Raw genomic sequence first — 26,451 nt, 5'->3', positions numbered from 1 at the left:
CCGTCGGTCGGAGAACCGGGCCGTCGGTCGAAGAACCGGGCCGTCAGTCGAAGAACCGCGCCAGCCGCCGGTCGTCGGCCGGTCGTACGCCCGCCTTGGCGGGGATCAGGTCGGCGAAGACGGTCGCCTCGTCGCGGGTCACGAGCAGGGGGTACCAGCACCGCCCGGCGCGGTCGGGCCGGCACAGGTGCTTGAAGGTCTGCACGTCGAGCAGGCGCACGTGGGTGGGGTCGGCCACGGCGTTGACATGTCGCCACCAGGGCGCGAGGACGTGCAGGACGCCACCGGGGCGCAGAATCCGATGGCACTCGGCGAGCAGCGGCAGATAGTCGGCGAGGTGTTCGAGCACGTGGACCGCGAAGATCTGGTCCACCGATTCGTCCTGGAACGGGACGCCGTTCATCAGGTCGGCGACGACGTCGACGGCGGGCCCCGGCCACACGTCGAGGCCGAGGTTGTCGGCGTGCTGCTTGGTGCCGCCGCAGCCGAGATCCACGACTCTCGGCGCGACGCCGCCGACGCGGACCCGGTCCCACACCGCCAGCACGCCGCCCATCCGGCCGAGCAGCTCCCGCAGGATCGCGAGGTCGTCCGGATCCGGGGCGGAGCCCTCGACATGGGCCACCCCGCCGTCGAACCGTACGGACACCTCGAGCGCGCCCAGCCGGGGATCGTGTTCGAGCAGGTCGGCGGCGGCGCATTCGAGATCGCGATCCAGCAGGTCGCGCCGGGACCGGCTCACGCCGGCCTCCCGGGAACGGGACCTCCGCGGAGGCGGGGCACGATCATCGGTTCCTCCTCCCGGCGGCGCGGCAGCCGCCGCAGACGGTGGGCACTGTCCCGGCCACCTGCCCCGGATGACGGGGTCTTATGGCTCGTTCCGGGGTGATCCGCCGGGAATCAGGCCGCAGGCCCCCTACGGATAGGTCCGTACCCGCACGGGGGCGTCCTCGGGCGCGCTCAGTGCGCCGGGATCACGGGGGCGGGGCGGATGGCGGTCGTCGGTACGGCCGAGGGCCGGTCCGGGCTCAGCAGCGGCAGGCGGAGGGCGAACCGGGCGCCACGCGGCGAGTCCTCGATGCGCAGGGTCCCGTTGTGGGCCCGGACGATCGCGCGGCAGATGGCGAGGCCGAGCCCGCTGCCTCCGGGATCACGGCGGCGTCCGTCGGCGAGGCGGACGAAGGGCTCGAAGACCCGTTCCCGATCCTGCGGTGCGACGCCGCAGCCGTCGTCCGACACGATGACCACCGCCTCTCCGTCCCCGCTCGCCACGCTGACCTCCACTGCGGTTTCCGCATGCCGCTGCGCGTTGGCGATGAGGTTGGTGAGGACCCCGGTCAGCTGCAGCCGGTTGCCGAGGACCTTCGGCTCACCGGAGGCGTGCATCCGCACCGGCGGGCCGTACGTCTTGGAGCTCGTCTCCTCCCGGGCGAGCGCGACCAGATCGACCGGTTCGAGGGTGGGCGCCTCCTGCTTGACCCGGGCGTATATCAGCACCCCGTCGATGATCGACTGCAGCCGTTCCGTGGTGGCCAGCGCGGCCCGGATGGCGTCGTGGGGGTCCACCTCGTCGGGGTACGTCAGGGCCTCCTCCAGCCTCACCCGCAGACCGGTGACCGGAGATCTGAGCTCGTGCGACACGATCTGGGCGAACTGCCGCTGACAGCCCACGGTCTCCTCGATCTCGGCGAAGGTCCGGTTGGCGGTCCGGGCGAGCTGCGCGATCTCGTCGTCCCTGGGCGGCTCGGGCACCCGGAGGCTGAGGTCGCCGGCGGTGATCTGGGAGGCGCGGGCGCGGATCGCGGCCACGGGACGCAGCGTGCGGCCGACCCCCGCCCAGGTCGCCCAGGCGGCGAGAGCGGTCGCGGCGAGGACCCCGGCGCCGGTGAGCAGCTCCAGCCGGTGCGCCGCCAGGAGGGCGGGCCGCGCCTTCCCCACGTGGATGTAGTGGGTTGCGCCCTGCCCGAACAGGTGGTTCAGCTGAGGAGGGATCCGGATGGCGGTGACCAGGAAGCACTGATCGCCTCCCGGGCCGCACTCGGTGCGGTTCCGTACGCGCTCGGCGGTGCCCAGCGGGGTCATGCGCACCGGCGGTGCGTCCTGCGCGGGGGCCGCCACCACCCGGCCCCGGGCGTCCGTCACCTGCAGCAGGTCGGCCCGGCGCGGGAGAGCGGGGGTCAGCGGCGCGCGCTCCGAGGTCATCGAGACGATCCAGTCGACGGCGGTGCGCTGGGTCGCCTGGAACAGCCGGGCTTCGACCGCGTTCCTGGTCACGAAGTCGAGGCTCGCCCCGATCGCCGTCAGGACGATCAGAGACAGCAACGCGACGGTGAGCGTGTAGCGTGCCCGAATCGACCGGGGGCGAGGGAGAAGGCGTCCGCCTGTCACGGGTCCGTCCTTTCCAGGGCGTCGATATGGCGCGTCTCCGGTGGGAGAACCTATTAGGTCCCAACCCCATATATGGCGTTTTCAATACCGGTCATGCGTGGGGGAGGCGGAAGGACGCCGAATCATTGCGGCGGCATTACCGGGTCTTGACGAAAACGGCCGGATGATCGATCGAATCGGTGAATAGAGCAAGGTTTCCGCTGGTCACGGGTTTGTCGAGACGGAACCACGTCACCGGGAGTGTCGCCGGACATCACCGGTCCCGATGGCGTACGGAAATACCAAAGGGGTGGGATGGACATCCGGCCGCGGGAAAGAACCGCGCCCCACGGGGGAAGAAACGTGAGGAGCGTCTGGAATCGGGAGGTGGTCGGCGTGTCCGTGCTGGAGAGGGCCGCTCCCCATCCGCTTCCGGACGAGGGCGCCCGGCACGGCCGTCTCGCCGCCCGCCCCGCGATCAGCCGTACCACCGCCGAGCCGGGCCTGCACCGGCTGGACGGGCAGGCGCTGCTGCACGTGCCACGCGACCTGCCGGACGGACCGTCCCGGCTGGCCGTGGTCCTGCACGGGGCCGGTGGTACGGCACAGCAGGCGCTGCGCTGGCTGGCCGATCAGGCGAACGGTCTCGGCATGCTGATCCTCGCCCCGCAGGCGATCTCCACGACCTGGGACGTGATCGTGGGCGGGTACGGCCCGGACGTGGCGCGGATCGACACCGCGCTGCACGAGGTGTTCGCCAGGACGACGGTCGACGCGGAATTGGTCGCCGTCGCGGGATTCTCCGACGGCGCGTCCTACGCGCTTTCCCTCGGCGTGTCCAACGGAGACCTGTTCCGCGCCGTGCTCGCCTTCTCCCCGGGTTTCATGGCGCCCATGGTCCGCCACGGATGCCCGAGGATGTTCATCTCGCACGGCATGTCCGACCGGGTGCTGCCGATCGACGTCTGCAGCAGGCGGCTCGTCCCCGGGCTGCGGCGGAACGGCTACGAGGTCACCTACAAGGAATTCGCCGGCGGGCACGAGGTGCCGGTCAGGATCGCCGCGGCGGCGGTGCGATGGTGGTGCGGCGCCGAACGGCCGGCCGAGTCCCCGTCCCCCCAGTCGCCCCAGTCCCCGCAGTCCCCCCGGTCCCGCGTCTGAGCACGCCGGCGCCCAGCAGGACCGCGGCCAGCATGGCGGTGACGAGGGTGAAGGAGACCGGCAGCGTGCTCGCCTCGGCGATCCAGCCGATCGCGCTCGGCGCCAGGAAACCGGCGGAATAGCTGATCGTCGCCGCCCCCGCCACACCCTCGCTGGGCGTGTTCGCCGCGTTGCCCGCGGCCGCGAACACCAGCGGGATGATCACCGCGATCCCCAGGCCGATCAGCATGAATCCGACGATCGCCGGCAGGGGTTCGCGGGCGATCACGACGATGACCCCGCCGAGGGACCCGAGCGTCCCGCCGAGACGTACGACCGCCACGGTGCCCAGGCGGCGGACCACGGCGTCGCCGCAGAACCGCCCGGCCGCCATGGTGAAGGCGAACGCGCTGTAGCTCGCGGCGGCGACCCCGGGCGAGGCCCCGGTGACCTGGGTCAGGTAGACGGCGCACCAGTCATGTCCGGCCGCTTCGGCGAACACCGCGCAGAAGCCGACGAGCCCGATGATCAGTACGGCGCGTGACGGCAGCGCGAACCTCGGCGGCTCCGCCGCGTCCGCCTCCGACCGCACATCGAGCAGCAGGCCGCCGACGACGGCGCCGGCCACGGCCAGCGCGAACGCCATGACCCCCAGGTGGAGGCGGGCGTCGACTTCGGCGTGCGCGGCCACCGAGCCCACGCCGCCGCCGATCAGCCCGCCGAGACTCCACATCCCGTGCAGTCCTGACATGATCGATCGGCCCACCCGCTGTTCGATCACCACACCCTGCGCGTTCATCGCCACATCGGACATCCCCGAAGCGGCGCCGTACACCGCGAGGGTCGCGCAGAGCACGGGCAGGTTCGGCGCGAGCGCGGGGAGGGCGAGCGCCCCGCACCACAGGCAGATCAGCCACCGGGTGACCGCGCGGCCGCCGTACCGATGGGTGATGCGGCTCGCGGTGGGCATCGTGAGCAGGGAGCCGACCGCGGGCGCGAGCAGGGCCAGGCCGAGCTCGCCGGTGTTCACGTTCAGCTGGTCCTGCAGCCAGGGGATGCGAGTGGCGAAGCTGCCCATCACCGCGCCGTGGAGCGCGAACGTGACCGAGACGGCGACACGGGCCCGCCGCAACGACTGCTGATCCACTGCTTAACGGTACAGGATGGGAGTTTTGCCCGGAATCTACAATTACGGGGACAACGTGCGGGACCGGGCGAATGAGACGCCCACTGACCAGCGAACTCCGGGATTAGGGGATCATAGTTTCCGATGTGTACCGCGTGTGTCTGTCCCGGAGGAGCCTGAGATGGTCGAGAACATGATCGACGATGGATCGGGTTTCGCCGATCTCGAGCTGCTTCCCGAACTGCTCAAGGCGCTGGCCGACCTGGGCTACGAGGAGCCCACCCCCATCCAGCGGGAGGCCATCCCACCCCTGCTGGAGGGGCGGGACCTGCTGGGGCAGGCCGCCACCGGGACCGGCAAGACGGCCGCGTTCGCGCTTCCCGTGCTGCAGCGGATGCACGACCTGCGTACCCGGGGGGATGAGAACGGGGACGGCGACGGCAAGCCGATGGCGCTCGTGCTTCTGCCCACGCGAGAGCTCGCCGTGCAGGTCTCCGAGGCGATGCACCGCTATGGCCGCGACCTCGGTGCGCGGGTCCTGCCCATCTACGGCGGACAGCCGATCGGGCGGCAGCTGCGGGCGCTCGAGCGCGGCGTCGACGTGGTGGTCGCGACGCCGGGGCGTGCCCTCGATCACATCGGCCGGGGCACGCTCGCCCTGGACGGGCTGAAGATGATCGTGCTCGACGAGGCCGACGAGATGCTCGACATGGGGTTCGCCGAGGACATCGACGCGATCCTCCAGGACGTCCCGGAGGAGCGGCAGACCGTGCTCTTCTCGGCCACCATGCCGCCGCGCATCAACGGGATGGCCCGCAGCCACCTGCGCGACCCGGTCCGCATCAAGATCGAGCGTGAGCGGCCCGCCGCCGGTGAGGCTCCGCTGGTACGGCAGAGCGCGTACATCGTCGCGCGCCCCCACAAGCCGGCCGCCCTCGGGCGGGTGCTCGACGTGGAGGCCCCGACCGCCGCGATCGTGTTCTGCCGCACGCGGGAGGAGGTCGACCATCTCACCGAGACCATGAACGGCCGCGGCTACCGGGCCGAGGCGCTGCACGGCGGGATGGGACAGGAGCAGCGCGACCGCGTGATGGGACGGCTGCGCGCCGGAACGGCCGATCTGCTGGTCGCCACCGACGTCGCGGCGCGCGGCCTCGACATCGAGCAGCTCACCCACGTGATCAACTACGACGTGCCGTCGGCGCCGGAGGCGTACGTCCACCGGATCGGCCGGGTGGGCCGGGCCGGTCGCGAGGGCGTCGCCATCACGCTGGCCGAGCCGCGCGAGCACCGGATGCTGAAGACGATCGAGCGGGTGACCCGCAGCCGGATCACGGTCGAGAAGGTGCCGACCGTCGCGGACCTGCGGGCGAGGCGGCTGGAGCTGACCAGGTCGGCCCTGGAGGAGAGCATGGTGGAGGACGTCGACCTCGACCGGTTCCGCGTCGTGGTCGAGACCCTCGCCGGCGAGTTCGACCTCATGGACATCGCGCTCGCGGCGGTCAAACTCGCCCACGAGTCCACCGGAGCCGCCGCCGACGAGGAGGAGATCCCGGAGGTCGCCCCGAGGGCGCCCCGGCCGGATCGGGGCCGGCGCGACGGCGGCCCCGGGCGTGAGGATCGGCGCGGGCGCGGCCCGGCCGGCGGGATGACCCGGATCTTCGTCGGCGCCGGCCGCAGTGTCGGGGTCCGTCCGCGTGACCTGGTCGGGGCCATCACCGGGGAGACCAGGGTCAGCGGCCGCGAGATCGGGGCGATCGAGATCGCCGACCGGTTCTCACTCGTGGAGATCCCCGAGTCGGCCGCGCACGAGGTGATAAACGCGCTGCGCAAGACCACCATAAAGGGGAAGAAGCCGCCGGTCCGCCGGGACCGCGACGAGTTCTCCGGGCACCGCTGAGGCGTCGCCGGCCACGGTGATCGCGTTCGCGCCGCCGCCGGTCGGCTTGTGTGGAACAATTCCCCCCGTCATGCGCGCCAACGTCCCCCTGCGGATCGCGCGGTCGGCCACCTTCTCCGCCGTCTGCGTGCTGCTCGCCGTAGGCGCGCACTGGTTCGCCGGGGGGGCCGGCCCCACCCCCCGAATCCTCCTGGTGGGCTGGCTGGCCGTCATGGCGGCGGCCACCGCTCTGGCGGGCAGGCAACGCTCGCCGGAGACCATCATCGGGCTGGTCCTCGCCGCCCAGGTGCTCCTGCACCAGATGCTCGGCCCGGCCCGGCGGCCCGGCGTCGTGCCTCACCCTCCCGTGGCCCACGACCCGGCGCATGAGCTGGGGTTGTACGAGCACGGCGAGCCGCTGAGCGTGCGCGCGGGGATGCTGGTGGCCCACCTGACGGCGGCGCTGATCACGGGCTGGTGGCTGTCGCGTGGCGAGGCGCTCGTGTGGTCGATCCTCCGCCGGATCGGCGTGCGCGCGGTCAGGTGGTTCCGCCCGCTGCTCGGCCGGATCGGGGCCGGAGACGACGTCGTGCCGCGCCCGCGTTCGCGTGGACCGGAGCCGGTCCTGCCCGGGTGCGCGGTGCTCCTCCGGCACGCCGTGATCCGGCGCGGGCCGCCCGGGCTTCTCCTTTCGTAGTCCATATCCCCCATACGACTGGAGAAACTTTCATGGCATTCACCGCTGTGACACGCCGGGTCGCGACCGTCGGCGCCGGCGCCCTGGCGCTCGCCCTCGGTCTCGCCTTCCCCGCTTTCGCGCACGTGTCGATCCAGCCGGGAACGGCGACGCAGGGCGGCTGGACGAAGATCGCTTTCCGGGTGCCGAACGAGCGCGACAACGCCTCGACCAGCAAGATCGAGGTCGAGTTCCCCACCGATCACCCGCTGCCCTTCGTCTCGGTCCGGCCGGTCCAGGGCTGGGACGTGAAGGTGACGAGGGGCGAACTGCCCGCCCCCGTCGTGAACGACGACGGCGACAAGGTCACCGAGTCGGTTCTGAAGATCACCTGGTCCGGTGGGAAGATCAACCCCGGGGAGTTCCAGGAGTTCGAGGCGTCGCTCGGCCCGCTGCCGAAGTCCGTCGACCAGCTGCAGTTCCCGACGGTTCAGACCTACACCAACGGCGAGGTCGTCAAGTGGGCCGACGCGCCCAAGGCCGACGGCTCGGAGGCGGACCACCCGGTCCCCGTCCTCAAGCTGGTCGCGCCGGCCGAGGGCGAGGGCGACCAGCACGGCGCCGCGAGCCCGTCGCCGTCCGTCGCCGCCGTCGCGGCCGATGCGGAGTCCCCCGCCGCTGAGGACGCGTCGGACGGCACCGCCCGGCTGCTGGCCGGGATCGGCATCGCCGTGGGCGTGGCCGGAGCCGCCGTCGGCGTCGCCGGCCTGCGCCGTTCCCGGAGCTAGATCGGCGGCGTCCACCCGTTCGACGGATCGGCCTCGGCGAGGGTCCGCGCCCGAGCCGGGGCCGGGCGGTTCGGGTTCCGGAACAGGTGAAAGCCCGGGCCCGGGTCATCCCCCGGGAAGCCGCTCGAAGTGATCGTCGAACATGTGCCAGGAGCTCGGCGGGCTCCTGGCACACCACCCCGACGGGCAGGGCCCGAGGCCGGCACCACGTAGATCAGGAAGGCGCGGCACTCGCTCCGGCGGGCTCACCGGACGGCTGCTGGCGATCACCGTCACAACCCTGGGAAAGTCGGCCATCGATAGATTCACCACGAAATTCGAAGCGCTCGTATCCGGACGTTCTCGATCTTTCATGACCCTTGTGTGAACGCCGAGGAAGGACCGTGCCGGAGGGAGGTCGCGGCCCCGCGCCGGACCAGCTCCGCTGCACGTGGCTCGCGCTTGTCACTCCCTTTGAGGTCGGCTGGGTAGCCTGAATGTCGAGCGCAGAACATAGGATATTTGTCGGTTTTCATCCAATATGTGAGGTATAGACTCACGGTCGTGGCAGTGGTGATCGCCGACAGGGGCGGAGGATCCGCCGGGACTCGACCTCCCGGCCGGAAGCCGCCCGAGGAGGTCCTGTGCACCCTGACGAGCGAACCGTAGAGCGCTTCTTCGATCGGGAGCCGGTCGAGGGACAGGTGAGCCCTGCCGTCCTCAGATCGTGGCGGCGATGCCGCGCGGCGGGTCTGGTTCCGGACGAGCTCGATCTCGGGGATCCGGTGGAGCTGGACTGGGACGGCCCGCTCGTCCGGGCGGCCCGTCCCGTGCTCGATCGAGTGCGGTCCGTCATCGCGGACGCGGAGACGGGGTTGCTCCTCAACGACGACAAGGCCAGGTTGCTGGCGGAGGTCGTCGGCGACAGAGTGCTCGCGAGGGAACTCGAAGCCCGGCATCACCTGCCCGGGGCCTGCTACGCCGAAGATCTTCTCGGCACCAACGCCGTCGGTAGCGCGTTGCGGGAGAGGTCGCCTTTCCGCGTCTCGGCGTTCGAGCATCTCGCCGAGTGCGTGCGGCCGTTCACCGCCACGGGGGTTCCGGTGCTGGATCCGCTCACCGGACGGGCGGAGGGCAGCGTGACCGTCGTCTGTCTCCACGGGCGGGAGCATCCGGCGATGACCGTGCTGGCGGGTCACGTGGCCGCCGCCGTCGAACGACGGCTGCTCGAGCAGAGCAGGCAGCGGGAGCGGGACATGCTCCATGCCTTTCTCCGCACCGAGGCGATACCCGGTCTGCTGGGTGGCCCGGCGCTTCGTGATCTCTCTCGGAGTGATCACCTCATCCTGGAGGAGAGGGCCGTGGAGCTGATCGCTCACGGGCAGCGCGCGGCCGTCAGGGTGCCGCTCTCCCATGGCCGAGTGGCCGTGCTCCGGGCGGTGCCGGTGATCGAGTCCGCCGGGGTGGTCGGCGTGTTCGCGCAGGTGCGGATCGACGGCGGCGCGTGGGAGCCGCTCGCGGAGGTGCCCCTCTTCGCGGCGCCTGCGCTCACCGAGAGCGCGCCGCCCTCGGCTCGTACGGCGACGACGCCCCCGATCCACGCGGGTGCGTACATCATCAGGACCGAGCCCGGCGCGGAGGAGAAGGCCGGGGCGCCGCCCGCGCCCGCGACGTCGGCGCGGCGCGACGTCGGTGATGACCCCTGGCTGCTTCTCGTCGGCGAGCGGGGCGTCGGCAGGCTCGCCGCCTCGGCCAGGAATCGGTTGCGACTCCTGTTCGAGGCCGCCATGGGCATCGGCCAGACGCTGGATGTGGTGCGGACGGCCGAAGAGCTGGCGGAGGCGACCGTCCCCCGCTTCGCCGACCTGGTCACGGTCGATATGCCGGAGCCCGTACTGCGGGGCGGGGAGGGGACCGGTGAACCGGGGGCGGACCTTCGCCGGGTCGTGACCCGCGACATCGAGGAGATGCCGGCCTCCACCGGTCCTCGGCGGCAGCAGGGGCGGCAGGTCCGCTACCCGTCCTCCTCCGCGCAGGCGCGCTGTCTCGCCGAGGGAGGGCCGGTGCCGGCGCAGGAACCGGAAGCCGGCATCCGATCGCTGATCGCCGCCCCGCTGAGCACGCACGGCGGCATCTTCGGCGTGGTCACCTTCATGCGTCGTTCGACCTCGTTCGAGGACGATGACCTGGCCCTCGCCGAGGAGCTGAGCACCCGGACCGCGGTGTGCATCGACAACGCCCGCCGGTTCGTCCGAGAACGGGCCATGGCCCTGGCCCTGCGGCGCGCCATGCTCCCGCGGAGTCTTCCCGAGCAGAACGCGGTCGAGGTCGCGTACCGCTATCTGCCCGCGCAGCAGGCCATCAGCGGTGATTGGTTCGACGTGATCCCCCTGTCCGGCGGGCGCGTGGCCCTCGTGGTGGGCGATGTCGCCGGGAGCGGGCTGTACGCCGCCGCGGCCATGGGCCGCCTGCGCACCGCGATCAGCAACTTCTCCGCTCTGGACCTGGCGCCGGAGGAGATCCTCGGGCAGCTCGACGACCTGGTCCGCCGGCTCGCGTGCGAGCAGGCCGATCGGGCGGGCGACGACGCCACCGGGTCGCTCGGCATCGCGGCGGAGAACCTCATGACGGATGGCGCGGGTGACCCCGTCACGGGCACCACCTGCCTTTACGCCGTCTACGATCCGGCCGGCGGGCAGTGCACGCTCGCCTCGGCCGGCCATCCGCCCCCCGCCGTCGTCCATCCCGACGGATCGGTGGAGTTCCCGCACAAGTCCGCCGGGCCGCCGCTGGGTCTTGCCGCCGGGCCTGGGCGGGCCGCCGTTCGAGACGGCCGAGGTGAGGCTTCCCGAGGGCAGCAAGCTCGTGCTCTACACCGATGGACTGCTCGCCGACGATCCGGACGACCCCCGCCCGGGAATGGAACGGCTGCGTGCGGCGCTGGGCTCCTGCGGCCGCTCCGCAGAAGAGGCCTGCGCCTCGGCGCTGACCGTCCTGCCGCCCGGCCGGCGATCCGACGACGTCGTCTTGCTGGTCGCCCGCACCCGGGCGCTTCCGGCCGACCACGTGGCCTGCTGGGATCTGTCGGTCGATCCCGCGGCGGTGTCCCGCGTACGCACCGAGGTCGCCCGGCGCCTGTCGGCCTGGAACCTGGACGAGCTGGGCTTCACCACCGAGCTGATCTTCAGCGAGCTGGTCACCAACGCGATCCGGTACGGGAGCGAGCCCATCAGCGCGCGTCTTCTCCTCGACCGGAAGCTGATCTGCGAGGTGTCCGACGCGAGTGAGACCTCCCCTCGGCCGCGCCGGGCCGCCATCACCGACGAGGGAGGCAGAGGGCTGTTTCTCGTCGCCCAGCTCGCCGAGCGCTGGGGCACCCGTTACACGCAACGGGGCAAAATCATCTGGGCCGAGCAGTTCCTGGAGGGGGAACCGGCCGGTCAACTGCAAGCCCATGAGAAACCGTAAGATCACGAGGATGGGTGAGGGCGGTTCGGGCACGTCTTACGACAGAGGGGGTTCCGCCTGACGGGGACTCGCCGAGCAGGGCTTCGGCTCGAAGCCTTGGACTTCGAGATGTCCGGCAGGGGACTTGAGCGGGGGGACATATGGCCGTCAACGCTGATCTCAGCAAGCTGCTCGACCGGGACTACGAGGACGTGAACCTCGAGGATCTCGTCAAGGCGCCGGTCCAGGCCCTGGCGGGCGTGTCGGAAAGCGACGCCGAGTTGCTCAAGAAGGCCTTCAACATCAAGACGGTGGGGGACATGGGGCGCAACAAGTTCTTCCGCGCCGCCACCGCGATCGTCGATCTGGCCGAGAGTAAGAAGTAGCTCCGCCCGGGCGGCCCGCCGGGAAGCGTTGTAGAAATTCTCCGCTCGCTTGTAGGTTGTCGGAGGGTATCTACGAAGAGTGCGAGGGGCGACCGTGGGGGCTCTGTTCGTCGGAGTGGATGGCGGTGGCACCAGCACGCGGTGTGTCGTCGCCCGCCAGAGTGGGGAGATCGCCGGACGCGGACGCGCCGGAGGCGCGAACGCCGTCTCCGTCGCCGATCCGGCCGCCAACCTGCTGGCCGCGCTGCTCGCCGCGCTGGACGGCCTCGACCATTCGCGCGTGGCCGGGGGAGTATTCGGCCTGGCCGGCGCCGAGGCCATGGGCGGGCTGGCGGAACGCGCCTGGAAGGAGGCCGGACTGCCCGGCCGTCCCACGGTGGTCCCGGACATGCTCGTCGCGTTCACGGGTACGACCACGCAGCCGGACGGGACCGTCCTGGTGGCCGGCACCGGCGCGGTCGGCGCCCACGTCCACGACTGGCGGGTCGTACGGCGTGCCGACGGCTGGGGCTGGCTGCTGGGCGACGAAGGGTCGGGGGTGTGGATCGGCAGGCGTGCCGTCGCCGCCGCGCTGACCGCCCTCGACGGCCGCGCCGCGCCCACGGCGCTGGTCGACGACGTCGCGGCCGCGATCCTCGGCGAAGGAACGGGGGACCGGGACCGGCGGGACTCCGCCGAGCTGGCCCGGACGATCGTCGCGGCCGTCTACGCCCGTGTGGCCGAGTCCGGTCCGGCCTGGCTCGCCACGCTCGCGCCGATGACCGACGCCGCCGCCGCGAACGGGGACCCGGTGGCGCGGGAGATCCTCCGGGAGGGCGCCGCGCTGCTGTGCCGTACGGCACGTGCCGTACGCTCCGAACCGCCGCCGCGCGCGAACGGAACCGATCTCCCGGCGTCGGGCCCGCTCGTGCTGGCCGGATCCCTGCTGACCGAGCCGACGGTGCTGGCCGGACTGGTGCGCGCCGAGCTGGGGGAGCAGGCCGGTGCGGACCCCGCTTCGGGCGGCTGGCTGCTCGCCGGCGACGGCGCGGCGGGGGCCGCCGCTCTCGCGCTCCGGGCCGCCCTGCCGGCAGGCGATCCGCGCGCCCTGGACGCCCACCGCAGGCTCATCGCACAGCGGCTCGGCTCATAGGGGGCGCGATGAGTGGCCGAAAAACGGACAGATCGCAGCATACACCACTAATAGCGAAGATCGGGCAGCGAGCGGACGGCTCGGCGGGGTCGGCGGGCGAGTTGGGCCGGCTCGCGATGACCGTGCTCCAGCCCGGCTTCGAGGGCACGGCTCCGCCCGACTGGCTGCGGAGGGCACTGGCCGAGGGCCTGGGCGGGGTGGTGCTGTTCGCCCGCAACATCGCCGATCCGGCGCAGACGGCCGAACTCAGCGCGGCGCTGCGCGCGGACAACCCCGAGGCGATCGTCGCGGTCGACGAGGAGGGCGGCACGGTCACCCGGCTGGAGGCGGGCACCGGCAGCTCCTGGCCGGGGAACCTCGCGCTGGGCGTGGCCGGCGACGTCCGGCTGACCGAGCGGGTGGCCCGCCAGATCGGCCGGCTCGTCGGCGCCGCCGGCATCACGCTCGACTACGCCCCCGTGGTGGACGTGAACGCCGATCAGCTCAACCCGGTCATCGGCATCCGCTCCTTCGGGGCGGACCCCGAGGAGGTCTCCCGGCACGCCGTGGCCTGGATCAACGGGCTGCAGGGCGCCGGGGTGGCGGCCTGCGCCAAGCACTTCCCCGGTCACGGCGCCACCCGCAGCGACTCCCACCTGGAACTGCCCACCGTCGAGGCGCCGCGCGAGGTGCTCGACCTGCGTGATCTGCCGCCGTTTCGCGCCGCGATCGAGGCGGGGGTCCAGGCGATCATGTGCGGGCATCTGCTCGTGCCGGCCCTCGACGAGGTGCCCGCCACGCTGAGCCGCGCCGTGCTGACCGGGCTGCTGCGCGATGAGCTCGGCTTCGAGGGCATGCTGGTGACCGACGCGATCGAGATGCGGGCGGTCGCCGCGCTCCACGAGCCCGGCGAGATCGCCGTACGGGCCCTGGCCGCCGGGGTCGACGCGATCTGCGTGGGCCGGTCCTCGCCGGGCGGCGAGAGCGTGTACGAACTGCGCGACGCCATCGTCGAGGCGGTCCGGGAGGGCAGGCTCGCCGAGGAACGGCTGACGCAGGCGGCGGGCCGGGTGCGCCGCCTCGCCCGCTGGCACGCCGCCCAGGCGAACGCCCGCGCCGCGGCCGCCGCCGACGCCGACGAGGGGCTGGGAGAGGCCGCGGCCGCGGCGGCGCTGCGCATGACCGGTGCGGCGGCCCGGCCGGTGCTGCGGGCGGCGCCGCTGGTCGTCCAGATATCGGCCCGGCTGACCGAGGCGGTCGGGCCTACCGTAGGATCCCGCAGGGCGGGCCTGGCCGCGGCGATCGCCGAGATCCTCCCGGGGACGCTGCGGGCCGAGATCGGCGAGGGGGACGGCCTGCCCGATCTCGCGGCTGCGGCCGGGCGGCCGGTCGTGCTCGCCGTCCACGACGCGGTGCGGCACGCCTGGATGCGGCGCCTGGTCGCGGAAGCCGTACGGGCACGCCCGGACACGGTGGTGGTGGAGACCGGGGTGCCGGGACCGCCCGCCGGGGCGGTGTACCTTGCCACGCACGGCGACTCGGCCGCCTCGATGCGCGCCGCCGCCCGCCGGCTGACCGGCGACGCACCGGCGTCGTGACCGGATCCCCCCGAAATCCACCCTGCACAGAGCCGTCTGGCGAAGGAGTTCCATGAGCGCGCGCCCCGACTCGTCCCCGGAGACCTCCGGCGCGTCCCAGCGGGCCTCCGGCCGTCCGGGCAGCCTGGTGGCCACCGTACGCGCGGTGCTGCCGTCGCTCACGCCCGCCGGTAGGTCCGTCGCCAGGCTCATCCTGGACGACCCGGCGATGGTGGCGGGCAGCACGATCACCGAGCTGAGCACGGCCTCGGGCACCAGCCAGGCCACGATCGTCAGGACCGCCCGGGCCCTGGGCTTCACCGGATACTCCCAGCTCCGCCTGGCGCTGGCCGCCGCCTCGGCGCGCGAGCGGCCGGACCGGCTCGTGCCCGGCGACCTGGCGCCGGACGATCCGCTGGCCGACGTCATCGCGAAGGTGACGCGGGCCGAGTCCGACGCGCTCGCGGACACGGCGGCGCAGCTCGACTCGGCGCGGCTCGGCGCGGTGGTCGAGGCGCTGACGCGGGCCCGGCGGGTCAGTGTGTACGGCGTGGGCGCCTCCGGCCTGGTGGCCGCCGACATGGCGCAGAAGCTGCTGCGGATCGGGGTGCACTGTCACGCCTTCACCGACGTGCACCTGGCGCTGACGGGGGCCGCGCTGTCCGGCGCGGGGGACGTCTCCGTCGGGGTGAGCTGCAGCGGGGAGACGCCCGACGTGCTCGAACCGATGCGGACGGCGCGCGCGGCCGGCGCCGCGACCGTGGCGATCACCAACAACCCGCGGTCGACGCTGGCGGCCACGGCCGATCACGTGCTGGTCTCGGCCGGCCGGGAGACGGCCTTCCGGCCGGGGGCGCTGGCGAGCCGCATCAGCCAGCTGCTGATCGTCGACTGCGTCTTCGTGGGTGTCGCCCAGCGTGCCTTCGAAGCGTCGGACGGGGCGCTGCGGGCGACGAAGGCGGTGCTCGATCGGTTTCTGAACGATCAACGTGGACGATCTCGCGCGACATATTCCCAGGTAAACCAGCTCGGTAAAAATTAACTCCGTATCTTGCTGCGCGGGCGGAAAAAATTGACGTCGCCGCTGGAGCGCCCGTATCGTCCAGGCAATCGGGAACCAGGAGCAGCCCATGAAGCGACTCGCAGCGATCGTGGCTCTGGCGACGTTCGCCACCGCCACCGCCTGCGGCACTACCGGGACCACCGGCACTACCGGGAACACGGGGGCCGCCCACACGGCGGGCGGCGGTGTCTACACCACGATCGACGGCAGCAAGCAGATCAACGCCAGCGCGCCGATCAATCCGTTCAACCCCGTGGGGTCGGTCTTCGCCGGCTACAACGGGATGGCGCTCGCCTGGCCGAAGAACGACCCGGTCGATCCCAACCGGTTCTACCCCGGACTGGCCGACAACTGGACCACGACGCCCGACCAGTCGGAGGTCGTCATCCACCTGCAGCCGGACGCCAGGTGGTCCGATGGCAAGCCGGTGACCAGCGAGGACGTCAGAGTCTCGATCGGGCTGGCCTACACCCAGGGCGGCACGGCGTACGCGCTCGACCCCAGGGCGGCGGGCGCGGCGGCCGACATCCAGGTCGTCGACGCGAAGACCATCAAGATCACCCAGGGCGCGAACCGCAGCGGGATGTTCCTCAGGAACCTGCTGTCGACCGTCGTCGTGCCCGCCCACGTCTTCGGCGGGCTGCTGCCCTCCGACTTCTGGCAGACGCTGAAGGTCGCCCAGGACGGCGCGGGCCCGGCGGCCGAGACGGCCAAGGCCGAGATCACCGGGCTCGCCGAGAAGGTCATCGCCTTCACCCCCGAGCGTGACGTGTCCGCCGGGCCGTTCGTGCTGGAGCGGGTGAACCCCGGCGCCGCGCTGCTGAAGCGCAACCCCTACTTCTACGACAGCGCCGCGATCGTGCCGGACAAGGTGAAGGTGCTCAACTACACCGGCAACGAGCAGATCTGGAACTACCTGATCGCCGGCAAGCTCGACAACGCCCCGTTCACGTCGGTGCCCTCCGCCGTGATGGAGCGCATCCGCGCGGCCGGCGGCAGCAAGGTGATCAAGGGCTACTCGCCCGTGGCCACCTCGATGGCGTTCAACCAGTCGCACAAGCCGTACGACAACGTGCACGTGCGGCGGGCGCTGGCCTATCTGATCGACCGCGCCCAGGTCACGAAGATCGCCTCCCCCGAGGGCGGCACGCCCGCCGTGACCACCTCGGGCATCCACGCCAAGGCCGCCAGGGCCTGGCTGGACGGCGGGTTCGACCGGCTCGACCCCTACCGCGTGGACGCGGCCAAGGCCGAGGCCGAGCTGCGGGCCGCCGGGATGACCAAGCGGAACGGCCGGTGGGCCCTGCCCGGCGGCAAGCCGTGGAAGGTGCGGATCCACGTCCCCGCCTCGTTCTCCGACTGGGTGGCCGCGGCCAAGTCGATCAGCAGCCAGCTCGGCGACCACGGCATCGACGCCACCGTGGTCACCGCAGCCGACTACACCCTCTATCTTGGAGAACTGGCGGACGGCAAGTACGACGTCGCGTTCTGGCTGATCGGGCTGGGGCCGTCGCCGTACAACATCTTCCAGCGGTTGTACGGCCAGGCGAACGGCTGGCAGATGTTCGGCGGCCGGCTGTCGCACGTGCCCCCGGGCACCCAGGGCAACTGGATGGGCGGCCCGGAGACCGTCGAGGCGGGAGCCGACGGCACGGTGAACCCGGGCGAGCTGACCAGCAGGCTCAGCTACACCGGCCCGGAGGAGCGCAAGCGCATCGTCGGGGTCCTCGCCCGGCTGACCAACGAGCAGCTGCCGGTCATCCAGCTCTGGGACTACGTCAACACCCAGTTCGCGAACACCTCCCGGTACACGGCCTTCCCGCCGGACGACCACGACGCGCTGCGGCTGTCGTCGGGCGTGTGGATGCAACTCGGGATGATCAAGAAGAGGCAGGCATGACGGCAACGCTCCGGGTACGCGCCCGGTCGAAGACATCGCCGACCTCGTCGGCGTCGCCGAAGGCGGTCGTCCGGCGCGTGGCGGGCCACGTCGCACGTGGCCTGGTCATGATCTGGGTCGTCGCCACGATCAGCTTCGTCATCATCCGGGAGATCCCGGGAGACCCGGTGCGCGGTCAGTACGAGAGCCTGATCCAGAAGGGCATGTCGCCCGAGCAGGCCGAGCGGGCCACGGCCGTGCTGTACGGCTTCCTGCCCACGGGCAGCCTGTGGGAGCAGTACCTGGGGTACATGAACTCGCTGCTCCACTTCGACCTCGGCCGCTCGCTCAGCACTCCGGGCGTCGAGGTGACCACGCTGATCGGCTCGGCGGCCCGGTGGACCGTGCTGCCGGTGCTGGCCGGCACGCTGCTGAGCTTCCTGCTCGGCGTCATCATGGGCGTCTACGCGGCGATCAAGCGGTCGGGCCGGCTCGGCGACGTGCTCGCGCTGTCGGGTTCGCTGCTGCACGGCGTGCCGGTCTACGTCATCGGCCTGCTGCTCACCGCGATCTTCGCGACGCTGTGGCCGATCATGCCGTCGGGCGGCCCGGTCGACGTCGAGCACGTGCCCGGGCTCAACCCCGGATACCTCGGCTCGCTGGCGCACCACGCCGTGCTGCCGGTCGTGACGTACACGCTGGCCAGCTACGGCGGCTGGATCCTCGCCATGAAGTCGAACGTGGTCGCCGTGCTCGGCGACGACTTCATCCTCGCCGCCGAGCTTCGCGGCCTCAAACGCGGGATCGTGTTCCGCTACATCGCGCGCAACGCGATCCTCCCGCTGTTCACGATCCTCGCCCTGTCGATCGGCATGCTGTTCGGCGGGTCGATCTTCATCGAGCAGATCTTCAACTACCCCGGGCTCGGGCTGCTGCTGGTCGGCAGCATCAGCAGCCGTGACTACGCGCTGATGGGCGGCACGTTCCTGGTGATCACGATCGGCATCGTCGTCGCCAACATCGTCGCCGACCTGCTCTACACGGCCATCGACCCCCGGGTCAGGAGCGGAGGGTCGGCATGAGCATCATGATCAACGCCCAGGAGGCGGCCGGCCTCCAGTCGGCCCCCGGCGGCCCGCCGGGCGTCACCCGGGCGACACTGCGCCGCAACTTCTGGCGCGGGGTTTGGCGGGTGCTGCGCCGCAAGCCGAGCCGGATGCTGGGGGTCGTCATCGTCGCCGGCTTCGCCGTGATGGGCGTGGCCGGACCGCTGCTCTACCCCGAGCACCTGCCCAGGGACGACGAGGCCCTCTACGCCCCGCCCAGCCTGCGGCATCCGTTCGGCACCGACTTCGAGGGCACCGACGTGCTCGCGCTGGTCGTCACGGGAGCACGCTACGTGCTGCTCACCGGCCTGGCGACCGCGGTCATCACGGTCGCGCTCGGCACGCTCATCGGCCTGTTCGCCGGCTTCCGGCGCGGCCGCTGGGACACCGTGCTCATGCGGATCACCGACGTCAACCTGGCGATCCCCGGCCTGCCGCTGCTGCTCGTGCTGTCCACCGTGTGGAAGTTCGAGAGTCCGCTGGAGATGGGCCTGGTGCTCGGTCTGCTGGGCTGGGGCGGGGTGGCCCGTGCCGTACGGTCCCAGACCCTGTCGCTGCGCGAGCGTGGGTTCATCGAGGCCGCGCGCGGCCTCGGCCTGCCCACGACCCACATCATCGGCCGGGAACTGCTGCCCAGCATGGCCCCCTACATCGCGATGAACATGCTGATCGCCGTCACCGGCGCCGTCTACGCCCAGGTGGGCCTGTTCTTCCTCGGCGTCCTGCCGTTCGAGTCGAACAACTGGGGCGTGATGCTGAACCTGGCCGTGTTCAACGGCGGGGCGCTCACCACCCCGGCGGCGCTGCCGTACCTGATGGCTCCGCTGCTCGCGATCCTGCTGCTGACGCTGGGCATCGTGCTCATCGTCGACGCCATGGACGAGATCTTCAACCCCCGCCTGCGGGAGGAGTAGCCATGTCCCCCGATCCGACCGCACCGACCTCCCACGCGCATTCGGCGCCGGGCGTCCGCGTGCGCGGCCTCACCGTCGTCTACAAGACCCCGATGGGCGAGCTGCCCGCCGTCTCAAACGTCGATCTCACGCTCGCGCCCGGCACGATCACCGGTGTCGTCGGCGAGTCCGGCTCGGGCAAGTCGACGCTCGCGCTGTGCCTGCTCAACGCCGTGCAGCCGCCCGGCAGGATCGCGGCGGGCAGCGTCGAGATCGACGGCCTCGGCGACGTGGTCGAGCTCGGCGGCGAGGAGCTGCGGCGGGCCCGCGGCCGGCACGTCGGGTACGTCTTCCAGGCCGCGCAGAACTCGCTCAACCCGCTCAAGACGATCGGCAAGCAGCTGCTCGACCTCGGCCGTTCCCACGGCGTGGCGGACCTGCGTGCGCTCGTACGCGACGCGAAGGACCTGCTGGCCCGCATGGGCATGGACGGCGCCCGCGTGCTCGACTCCTACCAGCACGAGCTGTCGGGCGGCATGCGCCAGCGCGTCGGCATCATGCTCGCGCTCGTGCTCAACGCCAGGGTCGTCGTGCTCGACGAGCCGACCACGGCCCTCGACATGATCACGCAGGCGACGATCCTGCGGATCGTCCGCGAGGTCCACGACGAGCGGGGGCTCACCACGCTCGTCATCACCCACGACGTCGGCGCGGTCGCCGAGGTCGCCGACGACCTCGCCGTGATGTACGGCGGGCGCGTGGTCGAGCACGGCCCGGTCAAGGAGGTGCTCGGCGACCCCCGGCACCCGTACACCCAGGGCCTGATCCGGGCGATTCCGCGCCTGTCGGGGGACATCGGCGAGGCGCGGGCGCTGCCGGGACGGCCCCCCACACTCGGGACCCTCCCGGCCGCCGGGTGCGTGTTCCGCGAGCGCTGCGACCGGCGGATGGACGTCTGCGACACCGTCGAGCCCGTCGCGCTGACCCGTGACGGCAGGACGGTCGCCTGCCACGCCGCGGCGGAGGACGCCGACCGGCGGCTCACGGCCGCCCGTCGTAAGGAGTTCGCTTGATCACCGGAACCGGCATCACCAAGACCTTCAAGCAGCGCGGGAGCGTGCTCGGCGCGCGCGAGGTCCGGGCGCTTCGCGGGGTGGACTTCGCCGTCGAGGCGGGCGGAGCGGTGTCGTTCATCGGGGAGTCCGGCTGCGGCAAGACCACGCTCGGCCGGATCATCGCCGGGCTGGAGACCTACGACTCCGGTGAGATCGTCATCGACGGCGTGCCGATGTCCGGGCTCGGCCACCGGCGGCGGCAGCCGTACTTCCGCCGGATCCAGCTCATCCACCAGGACCCCTACTCGGCGCTCAACCCCACCAGGACCATCCACCAGACGCTGGAGGCGCCGCTGGCGCTGCGCGCGAAGCAGACCGGCCGGCCGAGGTCGTGGGTGGACGCGCGGGCGACGGAGCTGCTCTCCCTGGTCGGCATCGACCCCGGTTACGTGCTGCCGAGATATCCGCACCAGCTGTCGGGCGGCATGCGCCAGCGCGTGGTGATCGCCCGGGCGCTGACGATGGACCCCGAGGTGCTCGTCGCCGACGAGGCCGTGTCGATGATCGACGTGTCGCTGCGGCTCGGCATCCTCGCACTGCTCAAGGACCTGCGCGTACGGCTCGGCGTCGGCGTGCTGTTCATCACCCACGACATCGCCACCGCACGCTACATCGGAGACGACAGCGAGCTGTACGTGCTCTACCGGGGCCAGGTCGTCGAGCGCGGGCCGACCGAGACGATCATCACCCGGCCGGTGCATCCGTACACCCAGTCGCTGCTGTCGGCCACCCCGGTCCTGCACGGGCTGGAGCTGCCCGGGGCGGAGCGGGTCGTGCCGACGGAGGCGCTCGACCCGGGCGGGAGCGACGAGGGCTGCCTGTTCGCGCCCCGCTGTCCGTTCGCCACTCAGCTGTGCGTCGAGCGGCGGCCCACGCTGAGCCACGACGGCACGACCCTCCAGGAGCACGCCTGCCTCCATCCCCGGGTCCGCAGCGTGATCCCGGTCGACGCGGTGAACCGCGCGGAGCCGGGCACGGAGCAGAGAACAGGCACGGAAGCGGACACGGGAGCGCGCGGATGAGCGGCCGGAGCCCGGTAAGGGTCGATTCGGTGCGGCCGGACGCCGCCGGCGTGGCCGAGACCGCTGCGGCCGCGCTGTGGGCGGACGCCGAGGAGGCGCCGCTGGTCGTGCGGCGGCTCGCCGACCCGCCCGGGGGGCGCCGGTGGACCGCCCTGGCCACCCCTGACCTGGACGGCGTGGTGCTCACTTCGGTCGGCGGCGTCGTCGACGGAGGCGGCGTGGCCGGTCATGTGGACCTGCTCGCCGTCCACCCCGGCGCGCAGGGCCGGGGCGTCGGCCGCGCGCTCGTGACCGCCGCCGAGGAGTGGCTGCGCGCGCAGGGCGCGACCGAGGCGCGCTTCGCCGGGAACCCGCCCTGCTACGGCTGGCCGGGCATCGACGTGCGCTACACCCCGGCGGCCTGCCTCGCCGAGAGCCTCGGCTACGAGCGCTACCGGATCGCCTGGAACATGACCGCCGACCTGCCGGTCTCCGCCGAGGCGGAGGACGCGGCCGACCTGGCCCGGCTGGCCGCCGCCGGCGTCGCCGTACGTCCGGCTCCGGCGGGGGAGCGTACGGCGGTCGCCGACTTCGTGCGGCGGCAGTGGAACGACGCGTGGGCCTGGGAGGCCGAGCAGGCGGAAGGCTGCCACTACGCCGAGCGGGACGGGGAGATCCTGGGCTTCGCCGCGTGGGGCAGCCGGCCGATGTGGTTCGGCCCGATGGGCACGGCCGAGGCGGCACGCGGGCTCGGCGTGGGCCGGGTGCTGCTGCGGCGGTGCCTCGACGACCAGGCGGCGGCCGGGCAGCGCAGCGCGCAGATCGGCTGGGTGGGCCCGATCCGCTTCTACTCGCGGGCGGTGGCCGCGCGGGTCGAGCGGGTCTTCTGGCTCTACCGCCGCCCGCTCGGCTGACGGTGACGGGCCGTGGAGCTACGTGTACATCAGCTCGGCGTGATCGCCGGGCCGGCCGGGCGGACCGCACAGATCGCGCGGGTCCCGGCCGGCGGTCAGGGCCAGGCGCAGCGAGTCGGCACCCCACAGCAGGTCCAGGAACGGCTCGCAGGTGAAATCGTCCGGATGGAGCGTGCGCAGCACGTGCAGCATGGACACGCCCGTGAACACCGGCCGCAGCGCCGCACGGTCGGTGACGTGCAGCTGGACGCCGCGCACGGGCGTGCCCGCGTGCTTGCCGAAGACCGGGGCGAACCACGTGTCGCGGAACCGGACGCCGGGCAGGCCGAGCGCGTTGAGCGCCTCGGCGAAGCGCCCGTCCACGTACGGCGCGCCGATCAGCTCGAACGGCCGGGTCGTGCCGCGGCCCTCGGACACGTTCGTCCCCTCGAACAGGCCGGTCCCCGGATAGACCAGCGCGGTGTCCGGTGTCGGCATGTTCACCGAGGGCATCACCCACGGCAGCCCGGTCTCGTCGAAGTACCGCTCGCGCCGCCAGCCGGCCAGGGGGACCACCGTCAGCTCGGCGCCGATCTCGCGGTTGGCGAACCGGGCGATCTCCCCGGCGGTGAGGCCGTGCCGGATGGGCAGCGGGGCGCGGCCGACGAAGCTCGCGAAGGCGGGGTCGAGCGGCGGGCCCTCGCTCACCGCCCCGCCGATGGGGTTGGGCCGGTCGAGCACGGCGAACGGCAGCCCCACGCGGGCCGCCGCGCCCATGAGATCGTGCATCGTCCACACGTAGGTGTAGAAGCGGGCGCCCACATCGCTCATGTCGAACGCGAGGACGTCCACCCCGGCCGACGCCACCAGCTCGTCGAGGGCCGCGCCGGTCCGCTGGTAGGTGTCGAACACGGGCAGGCCGGTGGCGGGGTCGGCCACGCCGTCGTCCCCGCTCTCGCCGGAGCCCGCCTGGCCGGTGCCGCGCAGCCCGTGCTCCGGGCTGAACAGCGCGGTCACCCGGAAACCCGCGCGCAGCAGCGCCGGTGCGGACGGAGTCAGATCGGGCAGGACTCCGGTGGGGTTGGTGACGAGCCCGATCCGCCCGCTCAGGGCCCGCTCGCCACGGGTACGGCCTGCGACCAGTTGCTCCAGGCCGGTACGAACGCCAGTCATCTGGACAGAGCTCTCCGAATCTGAGGCCATCATGACGGAACCGATGCCGAATTCCATGACGAATTCCACCACGGAATCACTCGCCACTCTCGCCACCGAACAGAGCGATCCCCGCTACAGCGGGATCGACACGCTGCCGACCGAGGACATCGCCCGTCTCATGAACGCGGCCGACGCCACGGTGCCGGTCGCGGTGGGCCGTGCCGTACCGGCGATCTCCGCCGCGATCGACGGCATCGCCGAGCGCATGATCCGCGGCGGCCGCCTGTTCTACGTGGGCGCCGGGACCTCGGGGCGGATCGCGGTGCTCGATGCCTCGGAGTGCCCGCCGACCTTCGGCACCGATCCCGAGCTGGTGCAGGGCGTCATCGCGGGCGGCGAGGCCGCGCTGCTGCGTGCCGTCGAGGGAGCCGAGGACGACGCGGCCGCGGGCGCCGCGGTGATCGGGGAGAAGGGCGTCGGCCCCGGCGATTCCGTCGTCGGGATCTCGGCGAGCGGGCGCGCGCCCTACGTCGTGGCCGCGGTCCGGGAGGCACGCCGCGTCGGCGCGCTGACCGTGGGCCTGGCCTGCAACGCCGCCACCCCGCTGACCGGCGCGGCCGACCACCCCATCGAGGTGATCGTCGGGCCCGAGGTGGTCGCGGGATCGACCCGGCTCAAGGCCGGCACCGCCCAGAAGCTGGTCCTCAACATGATCTCCACGATCACGATGATCAGGTCCGGCAGGACGTACGGGAACTACATGGTCGACGTGGTGGCGAGCAACGCCAAGCTCGTCGACCGGGCCGCGCGCATCGTCGCCGACATCACCGGAGCCGGCGTCCCCGCCGCCCGCGAGGTCCTGGAGGACGCCGGGCGCGACGTGAAGACCGCGGTGGTGATGATCAAGCGAGGGCTGGCCGCCGACGACGCTCGGGCGCTGCTCGCGGCGTACGGCGACCGGCTGGCCCCCGCGCTGGCGGGCGCGGCCCCGGGCGCGCGCGGCGATGCTTGAGCAGATCCTGCGGGCCGCCGTGCCCGCGGTCGCGTCGGCGGCCGTCGCGACGATCGCCGTGGACGGCCGGACGGCTGCGGCCTGCGCCGTCGGCGAGGCGGTCCGCTACGCCGACGCCTCCGAGCGGATCTCGGCGGACCGGCCGCCGGTCACGCTCGGCTCCGTCTTCGACATCGCCTCGATCACCAAGCCGTTCACCGCGCTGGTGCTGCTGTCCCTGGTCGCGGAGGGACGGGTGGACCTGGACGAACCGGTCGCCACATGGCTGCCGAGGCACTACGGCGAGCGCCCGCAGATCACCCTCCGGCACCTGCTCACCCACACCTCGGGCCTGCCGGCGAGCCGCCGCGTGGAGCGGGAGCCCGTCAGGCTCCGCTGGGAGCTGGTGCTGTCCACCCCAGCGGAGCGGCCGCCGGGAGCGCACCTCTACTCCGACGTCGGAATGATCACGGCCGGGAGGGTCGCCGAGATCGCGGGCGGTGCGCCGCTCGACATCCTCGTCCGGGAGCGGATCACCGGCCCGCTCGGCCTCGCCGACACCCTCTACCGCCCCGGCCCGTCGCTGCTGCCCAGGACCGTCGCCACCGAGTACAAGGCCGACCGGGGGAGCGGCTGTGTCAGGGGAGAGGTGCACGACGAGACCGCGCACGCGCTCGGCGGCGTCACCGGGCACGCCGGGCTGTTCTCCACGGCCGGAGACCTGCTGCGGTTCGGCGAGGCGCTGCGGACCGGCGGCGTCGGAGCCGTGCCCCCGGACCTGGTCGCCGAGATGGTCCGCGACCACGCGGTGCCCGGCGTGGTCTACCGGCAGGGGCTCGCCATGCGGATCGGCGACCCGGCGATCGTCGGGCCGCTGACCGACGCCTTCGGCCACTCCGGCTTCACCGGCACGTCGCTGGTCGTCGATCCCGGGCGCCGTCTCACGGTCGTGCTGCTCACCAACAACGTCCACCCGGTGCGGGGACGGCCCGGCATCAGGGAACTGCGCACGGCCGTGGCCGACGCGGCCCTCCGGCTCACGTAGCTCCCGGGACGTCGGTCAGTTGAACTGGAACGATCGCTTGGCCAGGCCGTACCAGAAGCCGTCGATGACCGAGCGCTGCTCGGCCAGGTCGTCGACGGCGGCGCCGAGGGCGACGAAGAGCGGGGCGAAATGCTCGGTGCGGGGGTGGGCGAGCCGGGCGGCCGGGGCCTTGTGCAGGAAGTCGAGGACGGCGTCGACGTCCCGCGCGGCGATCGCCCGGTCGATCCAGTCATCGAACTCCGCCGACCAGGAGGGCACCGGCTTGGAGTTGGTGTAGTCGGCCAGCCGCAGGTTGTGGGTGGTGAAGCCGCTGCCGACGATCAGTACGCCCTGGTCCCTGAGCGGCGCCAGGTCACGGCCGAGCCGGAACAGCTCGCGGGAGTCGAGCGTGGGCATGGAGACCTGCAGGACGGGGACGTCCGCCGCCGGATACATCTCGACGAGCGGCACGTAAGCGCCGTGGTCGAGGCCGCGCTCGGGGTCGTCGTGGGTCGGATGTCCGGCCGAGCCGAGCAGCCTGCGCACCTCCTCGGCGAGCGCGGGGGCTCCCGGCGCGGGGTAGCGGACCTCGAAGTACCTGTCCGGAAAGCCCCAGAAGTCGTACACGAGCGGGACGGTCCGGGTGGCGCCCAGCGTGAGCGGGGCGTCCTCCCAGTGCGCCGAGACCATCAGGATCGACTCCGGCCGGGGCAACTCGGCCGACCAGCCGGCGAGCTGCCGCTTCCACAGGGCGTCGTCCGCCAGTGGCGGCGCTCCGTGACTGAGGTACAGGGTGGGCATTCTCGCCATTCCGGGTCCTTCCGCAGTTGAGCCGTCAAGCCGGATCGGTGCCCG

Annotated in this window: 22 protein-coding genes and 1 pseudogene; 18 read left to right on the top strand and 5 right to left on the bottom strand. The window is 72.4% G+C overall.

Going from position 1 to position 26,451, the window contains the following annotated elements; genetic code table 11:
• Positions 1-43: 43 nt before the first annotated feature.
• Positions 44-742 carry a methyltransferase domain-containing protein gene (locus AP234_RS06530; RefSeq protein ID WP_055478614.1) on the bottom strand — a complete coding sequence of 233 codons (699 nt, stop codon included), beginning with the start codon at positions 740-742 and terminating at the stop codon, positions 44-46.
• Between the two features lie 218 nt (positions 743-960).
• Entirely contained in the window at positions 961-2,388 is a 1,428-nt protein-coding gene (locus tag AP234_RS06525; RefSeq protein ID WP_055478613.1) for a sensor histidine kinase, read from the bottom strand.
• A gap of 342 nt (positions 2,389-2,730) precedes the next feature.
• Here AP234_RS06525 and AP234_RS35960 point away from each other — a divergent pair, with 342 nt between their 5' ends.
• Complete coding sequence (locus AP234_RS35960) at positions 2,731-3,528, top strand: alpha/beta hydrolase (protein WP_200926250.1); 798 nt, start codon at positions 2,731-2,733, stop codon at positions 3,526-3,528.
• On the opposite strand, the gene AP234_RS06520 is transcribed toward AP234_RS35960, so the two are convergent.
• Positions 3,419-4,654: an MFS transporter gene (locus AP234_RS06520; protein ID WP_055478612.1), complete on the bottom strand. Its 1,236-nt coding sequence runs from the start codon at positions 4,652-4,654 to the stop codon at positions 3,419-3,421. The genes AP234_RS35960 and AP234_RS06520 overlap by 110 nt on opposite strands.
• 160 nt (positions 4,655-4,814) lie before the next feature.
• On the opposite strand from AP234_RS06520, the gene AP234_RS06515 reads away from it, so the two are divergent.
• The 15 genes and pseudogenes from AP234_RS06515 to AP234_RS06445 all read left to right on the top strand — a co-directional run bounded on the left by AP234_RS06515 (position 4,815) and on the right by AP234_RS06445 (position 22,447).
• On the top strand, positions 4,815-6,533 hold the full coding sequence (locus tag AP234_RS06515; RefSeq protein WP_055478611.1) for a DEAD/DEAH box helicase: 1,719 nt from the start codon (positions 4,815-4,817) through the stop codon (positions 6,531-6,533).
• A gap of 70 nt (positions 6,534-6,603) precedes the next feature.
• The gene (locus tag AP234_RS06510; RefSeq protein WP_055478610.1) at positions 6,604-7,209 is read left to right on the top strand and encodes a hypothetical protein; all 606 of its coding nucleotides are present in this window, start codon (positions 6,604-6,606) and stop codon (positions 7,207-7,209) included.
• A 32-nt stretch (positions 7,210-7,241) separates the two neighbouring features.
• On the top strand, positions 7,242-7,976 hold the full coding sequence (locus tag AP234_RS06505; RefSeq protein WP_055478609.1) for a YcnI family copper-binding membrane protein: 735 nt from the start codon (positions 7,242-7,244) through the stop codon (positions 7,974-7,976).
• Positions 7,977-9,133: 1,157 nt separating this feature from the next.
• A pseudogene (locus AP234_RS39405) lies at positions 9,134-10,750 on the top strand (PP2C family protein-serine/threonine phosphatase); the annotation flags it as partial.
• A gap of 43 nt (positions 10,751-10,793) precedes the next feature.
• Positions 10,794-11,423, top strand: a complete 630-nt coding sequence (locus AP234_RS38405) for an ATP-binding protein (RefSeq protein ID WP_431998255.1) — start codon at positions 10,794-10,796, stop codon at positions 11,421-11,423.
• Positions 11,424-11,563: 140 nt separating this feature from the next.
• Entirely contained in the window at positions 11,564-11,788 is a 225-nt protein-coding gene (locus AP234_RS06490) for a hypothetical protein (protein ID WP_055478606.1), read from the top strand.
• A 94-nt stretch (positions 11,789-11,882) separates the two neighbouring features.
• Positions 11,883-12,920: a BadF/BadG/BcrA/BcrD ATPase family protein gene (locus tag AP234_RS06485; protein WP_055478605.1), complete on the top strand. Its 1,038-nt coding sequence runs from the start codon at positions 11,883-11,885 to the stop codon at positions 12,918-12,920.
• Between the two features lie 8 nt (positions 12,921-12,928).
• Positions 12,929-14,497 (top strand): beta-N-acetylhexosaminidase, encoded by a 1,569-nt coding sequence (nagZ, locus tag AP234_RS06480; RefSeq protein ID WP_083501834.1) that lies wholly within the window; start codon positions 12,929-12,931, stop codon positions 14,495-14,497.
• 52 nt (positions 14,498-14,549) lie between these two features.
• Positions 14,550-15,518, top strand: a complete 969-nt coding sequence (locus AP234_RS06475; protein WP_083501833.1) for a MurR/RpiR family transcriptional regulator — start codon at positions 14,550-14,552, stop codon at positions 15,516-15,518.
• A gap of 88 nt (positions 15,519-15,606) precedes the next feature.
• Positions 15,607-17,439 carry an ABC transporter substrate-binding protein gene (locus AP234_RS06470; protein ID WP_055478604.1) on the top strand — a complete coding sequence of 611 codons (1,833 nt, stop codon included), beginning with the start codon at positions 15,607-15,609 and terminating at the stop codon, positions 17,437-17,439.
• On the top strand, positions 17,436-18,500 hold the full coding sequence (locus AP234_RS06465; RefSeq protein WP_083501832.1) for an ABC transporter permease: 1,065 nt from the start codon (positions 17,436-17,438) through the stop codon (positions 18,498-18,500). Before AP234_RS06470 ends, AP234_RS06465 begins: the two co-directional genes overlap by 4 nt.
• Positions 18,497-19,438 carry an ABC transporter permease gene (locus AP234_RS06460; RefSeq protein ID WP_235557989.1) on the top strand — a complete coding sequence of 314 codons (942 nt, stop codon included), beginning with the start codon at positions 18,497-18,499 and terminating at the stop codon, positions 19,436-19,438. The genes AP234_RS06465 and AP234_RS06460 overlap by 4 nt, the downstream gene beginning before the upstream one ends.
• Before the next feature lie 2 nt (positions 19,439-19,440).
• Positions 19,441-20,490, top strand: a complete 1,050-nt coding sequence (locus AP234_RS06455) for an ABC transporter ATP-binding protein (RefSeq protein WP_055478603.1) — start codon at positions 19,441-19,443, stop codon at positions 20,488-20,490.
• Positions 20,487-21,554, top strand: a complete 1,068-nt coding sequence (locus AP234_RS06450) for an ABC transporter ATP-binding protein (protein WP_083501831.1) — start codon at positions 20,487-20,489, stop codon at positions 21,552-21,554. The genes AP234_RS06455 and AP234_RS06450 overlap by 4 nt, the downstream gene beginning before the upstream one ends.
• Positions 21,551-22,447, top strand: a complete 897-nt coding sequence (locus AP234_RS06445) for a GNAT family N-acetyltransferase (protein WP_055478602.1) — start codon at positions 21,551-21,553, stop codon at positions 22,445-22,447. Before AP234_RS06450 ends, AP234_RS06445 begins: the two co-directional genes overlap by 4 nt.
• 18 nt (positions 22,448-22,465) lie before the next feature.
• Here AP234_RS06445 and AP234_RS06440 read toward each other — a convergent pair whose 3' ends face one another.
• The gene (locus AP234_RS06440; RefSeq protein ID WP_055478601.1) at positions 22,466-23,599 is read right to left on the bottom strand and encodes an exo-beta-N-acetylmuramidase NamZ family protein; all 1,134 of its coding nucleotides are present in this window, start codon (positions 23,597-23,599) and stop codon (positions 22,466-22,468) included.
• A gap of 55 nt (positions 23,600-23,654) precedes the next feature.
• Here AP234_RS06440 and murQ point away from each other — a divergent pair, with 55 nt between their 5' ends.
• Complete coding sequence (gene murQ / locus AP234_RS06435; protein WP_083501830.1) at positions 23,655-24,593, top strand: N-acetylmuramic acid 6-phosphate etherase; 939 nt, start codon at positions 23,655-23,657, stop codon at positions 24,591-24,593.
• Complete coding sequence (locus AP234_RS06430; RefSeq protein WP_055478600.1) at positions 24,586-25,617, top strand: serine hydrolase domain-containing protein; 1,032 nt, start codon at positions 24,586-24,588, stop codon at positions 25,615-25,617. Before murQ ends, AP234_RS06430 begins: the two co-directional genes overlap by 8 nt.
• A 15-nt stretch (positions 25,618-25,632) precedes the next feature.
• Here AP234_RS06430 and AP234_RS06425 read toward each other — a convergent pair whose 3' ends face one another.
• Positions 25,633-26,406, bottom strand: coding sequence for a DODA-type extradiol aromatic ring-opening family dioxygenase (locus AP234_RS06425; RefSeq protein ID WP_055478599.1), 774 nt, complete (start codon positions 26,404-26,406; stop codon positions 25,633-25,635).
• Between the last annotated feature and the right edge of the window lie 45 nt (positions 26,407-26,451).

Source organism: Sphaerimonospora mesophila (genome assembly GCF_001417795.1).
Classification (GTDB): domain Bacteria; phylum Actinomycetota; class Actinomycetes; order Streptosporangiales; family Streptosporangiaceae; genus Sphaerimonospora; species Sphaerimonospora mesophila.
This window is presented reverse-complemented; position numbering and strand designations above follow the sequence as displayed.

Excerpts from the sequence above, each read along its gene's own strand:
- AP234_RS06515 (WP_055478611.1), top strand. The coding sequence starts at position 4,815 with ATGGTCGAGAACATGATCGACGATGGATCGGGTTTCGCCGATCTCGAG.
- AP234_RS06510 (WP_055478610.1), top strand. The coding sequence starts at position 6,604 with ATGCGCGCCAACGTCCCCCTGCGGATCGCGCGGTCGGCCACCTTCTCC.
- AP234_RS06505 (WP_055478609.1), top strand. The coding sequence starts at position 7,242 with ATGGCATTCACCGCTGTGACACGCCGGGTCGCGACCGTCGGCGCCGGC.
- AP234_RS06490 (WP_055478606.1), top strand. The coding sequence starts at position 11,564 with ATGGCCGTCAACGCTGATCTCAGCAAGCTGCTCGACCGGGACTACGAG.
- nagZ (WP_083501834.1), top strand. The coding sequence starts at position 12,929 with ATGAGTGGCCGAAAAACGGACAGATCGCAGCATACACCACTAATAGCG.
- AP234_RS06475 (WP_083501833.1), top strand. The coding sequence starts at position 14,550 with ATGAGCGCGCGCCCCGACTCGTCCCCGGAGACCTCCGGCGCGTCCCAG.
- AP234_RS06470 (WP_055478604.1), top strand. The coding sequence starts at position 15,607 with ATGAAGCGACTCGCAGCGATCGTGGCTCTGGCGACGTTCGCCACCGCC.
- AP234_RS06465 (WP_083501832.1), top strand. The coding sequence starts at position 17,436 with ATGACGGCAACGCTCCGGGTACGCGCCCGGTCGAAGACATCGCCGACC.
- AP234_RS06460 (WP_235557989.1), top strand. The coding sequence starts at position 18,497 with ATGAGCATCATGATCAACGCCCAGGAGGCGGCCGGCCTCCAGTCGGCC.
- AP234_RS06455 (WP_055478603.1), top strand. The coding sequence starts at position 19,441 with ATGTCCCCCGATCCGACCGCACCGACCTCCCACGCGCATTCGGCGCCG.
- AP234_RS06445 (WP_055478602.1), top strand. The coding sequence starts at position 21,551 with ATGAGCGGCCGGAGCCCGGTAAGGGTCGATTCGGTGCGGCCGGACGCC.
- AP234_RS06440 (WP_055478601.1), bottom strand. The coding sequence starts at position 23,599 with ATGACTGGCGTTCGTACCGGCCTGGAGCAACTGGTCGCAGGCCGTACC.
- murQ (WP_083501830.1), top strand. The coding sequence starts at position 23,655 with ATGACGAATTCCACCACGGAATCACTCGCCACTCTCGCCACCGAACAG.
- AP234_RS06430 (WP_055478600.1), top strand. The coding sequence starts at position 24,586 with ATGCTTGAGCAGATCCTGCGGGCCGCCGTGCCCGCGGTCGCGTCGGCG.
- AP234_RS06425 (WP_055478599.1), bottom strand. The coding sequence starts at position 26,406 with ATGGCGAGAATGCCCACCCTGTACCTCAGTCACGGAGCGCCGCCACTG.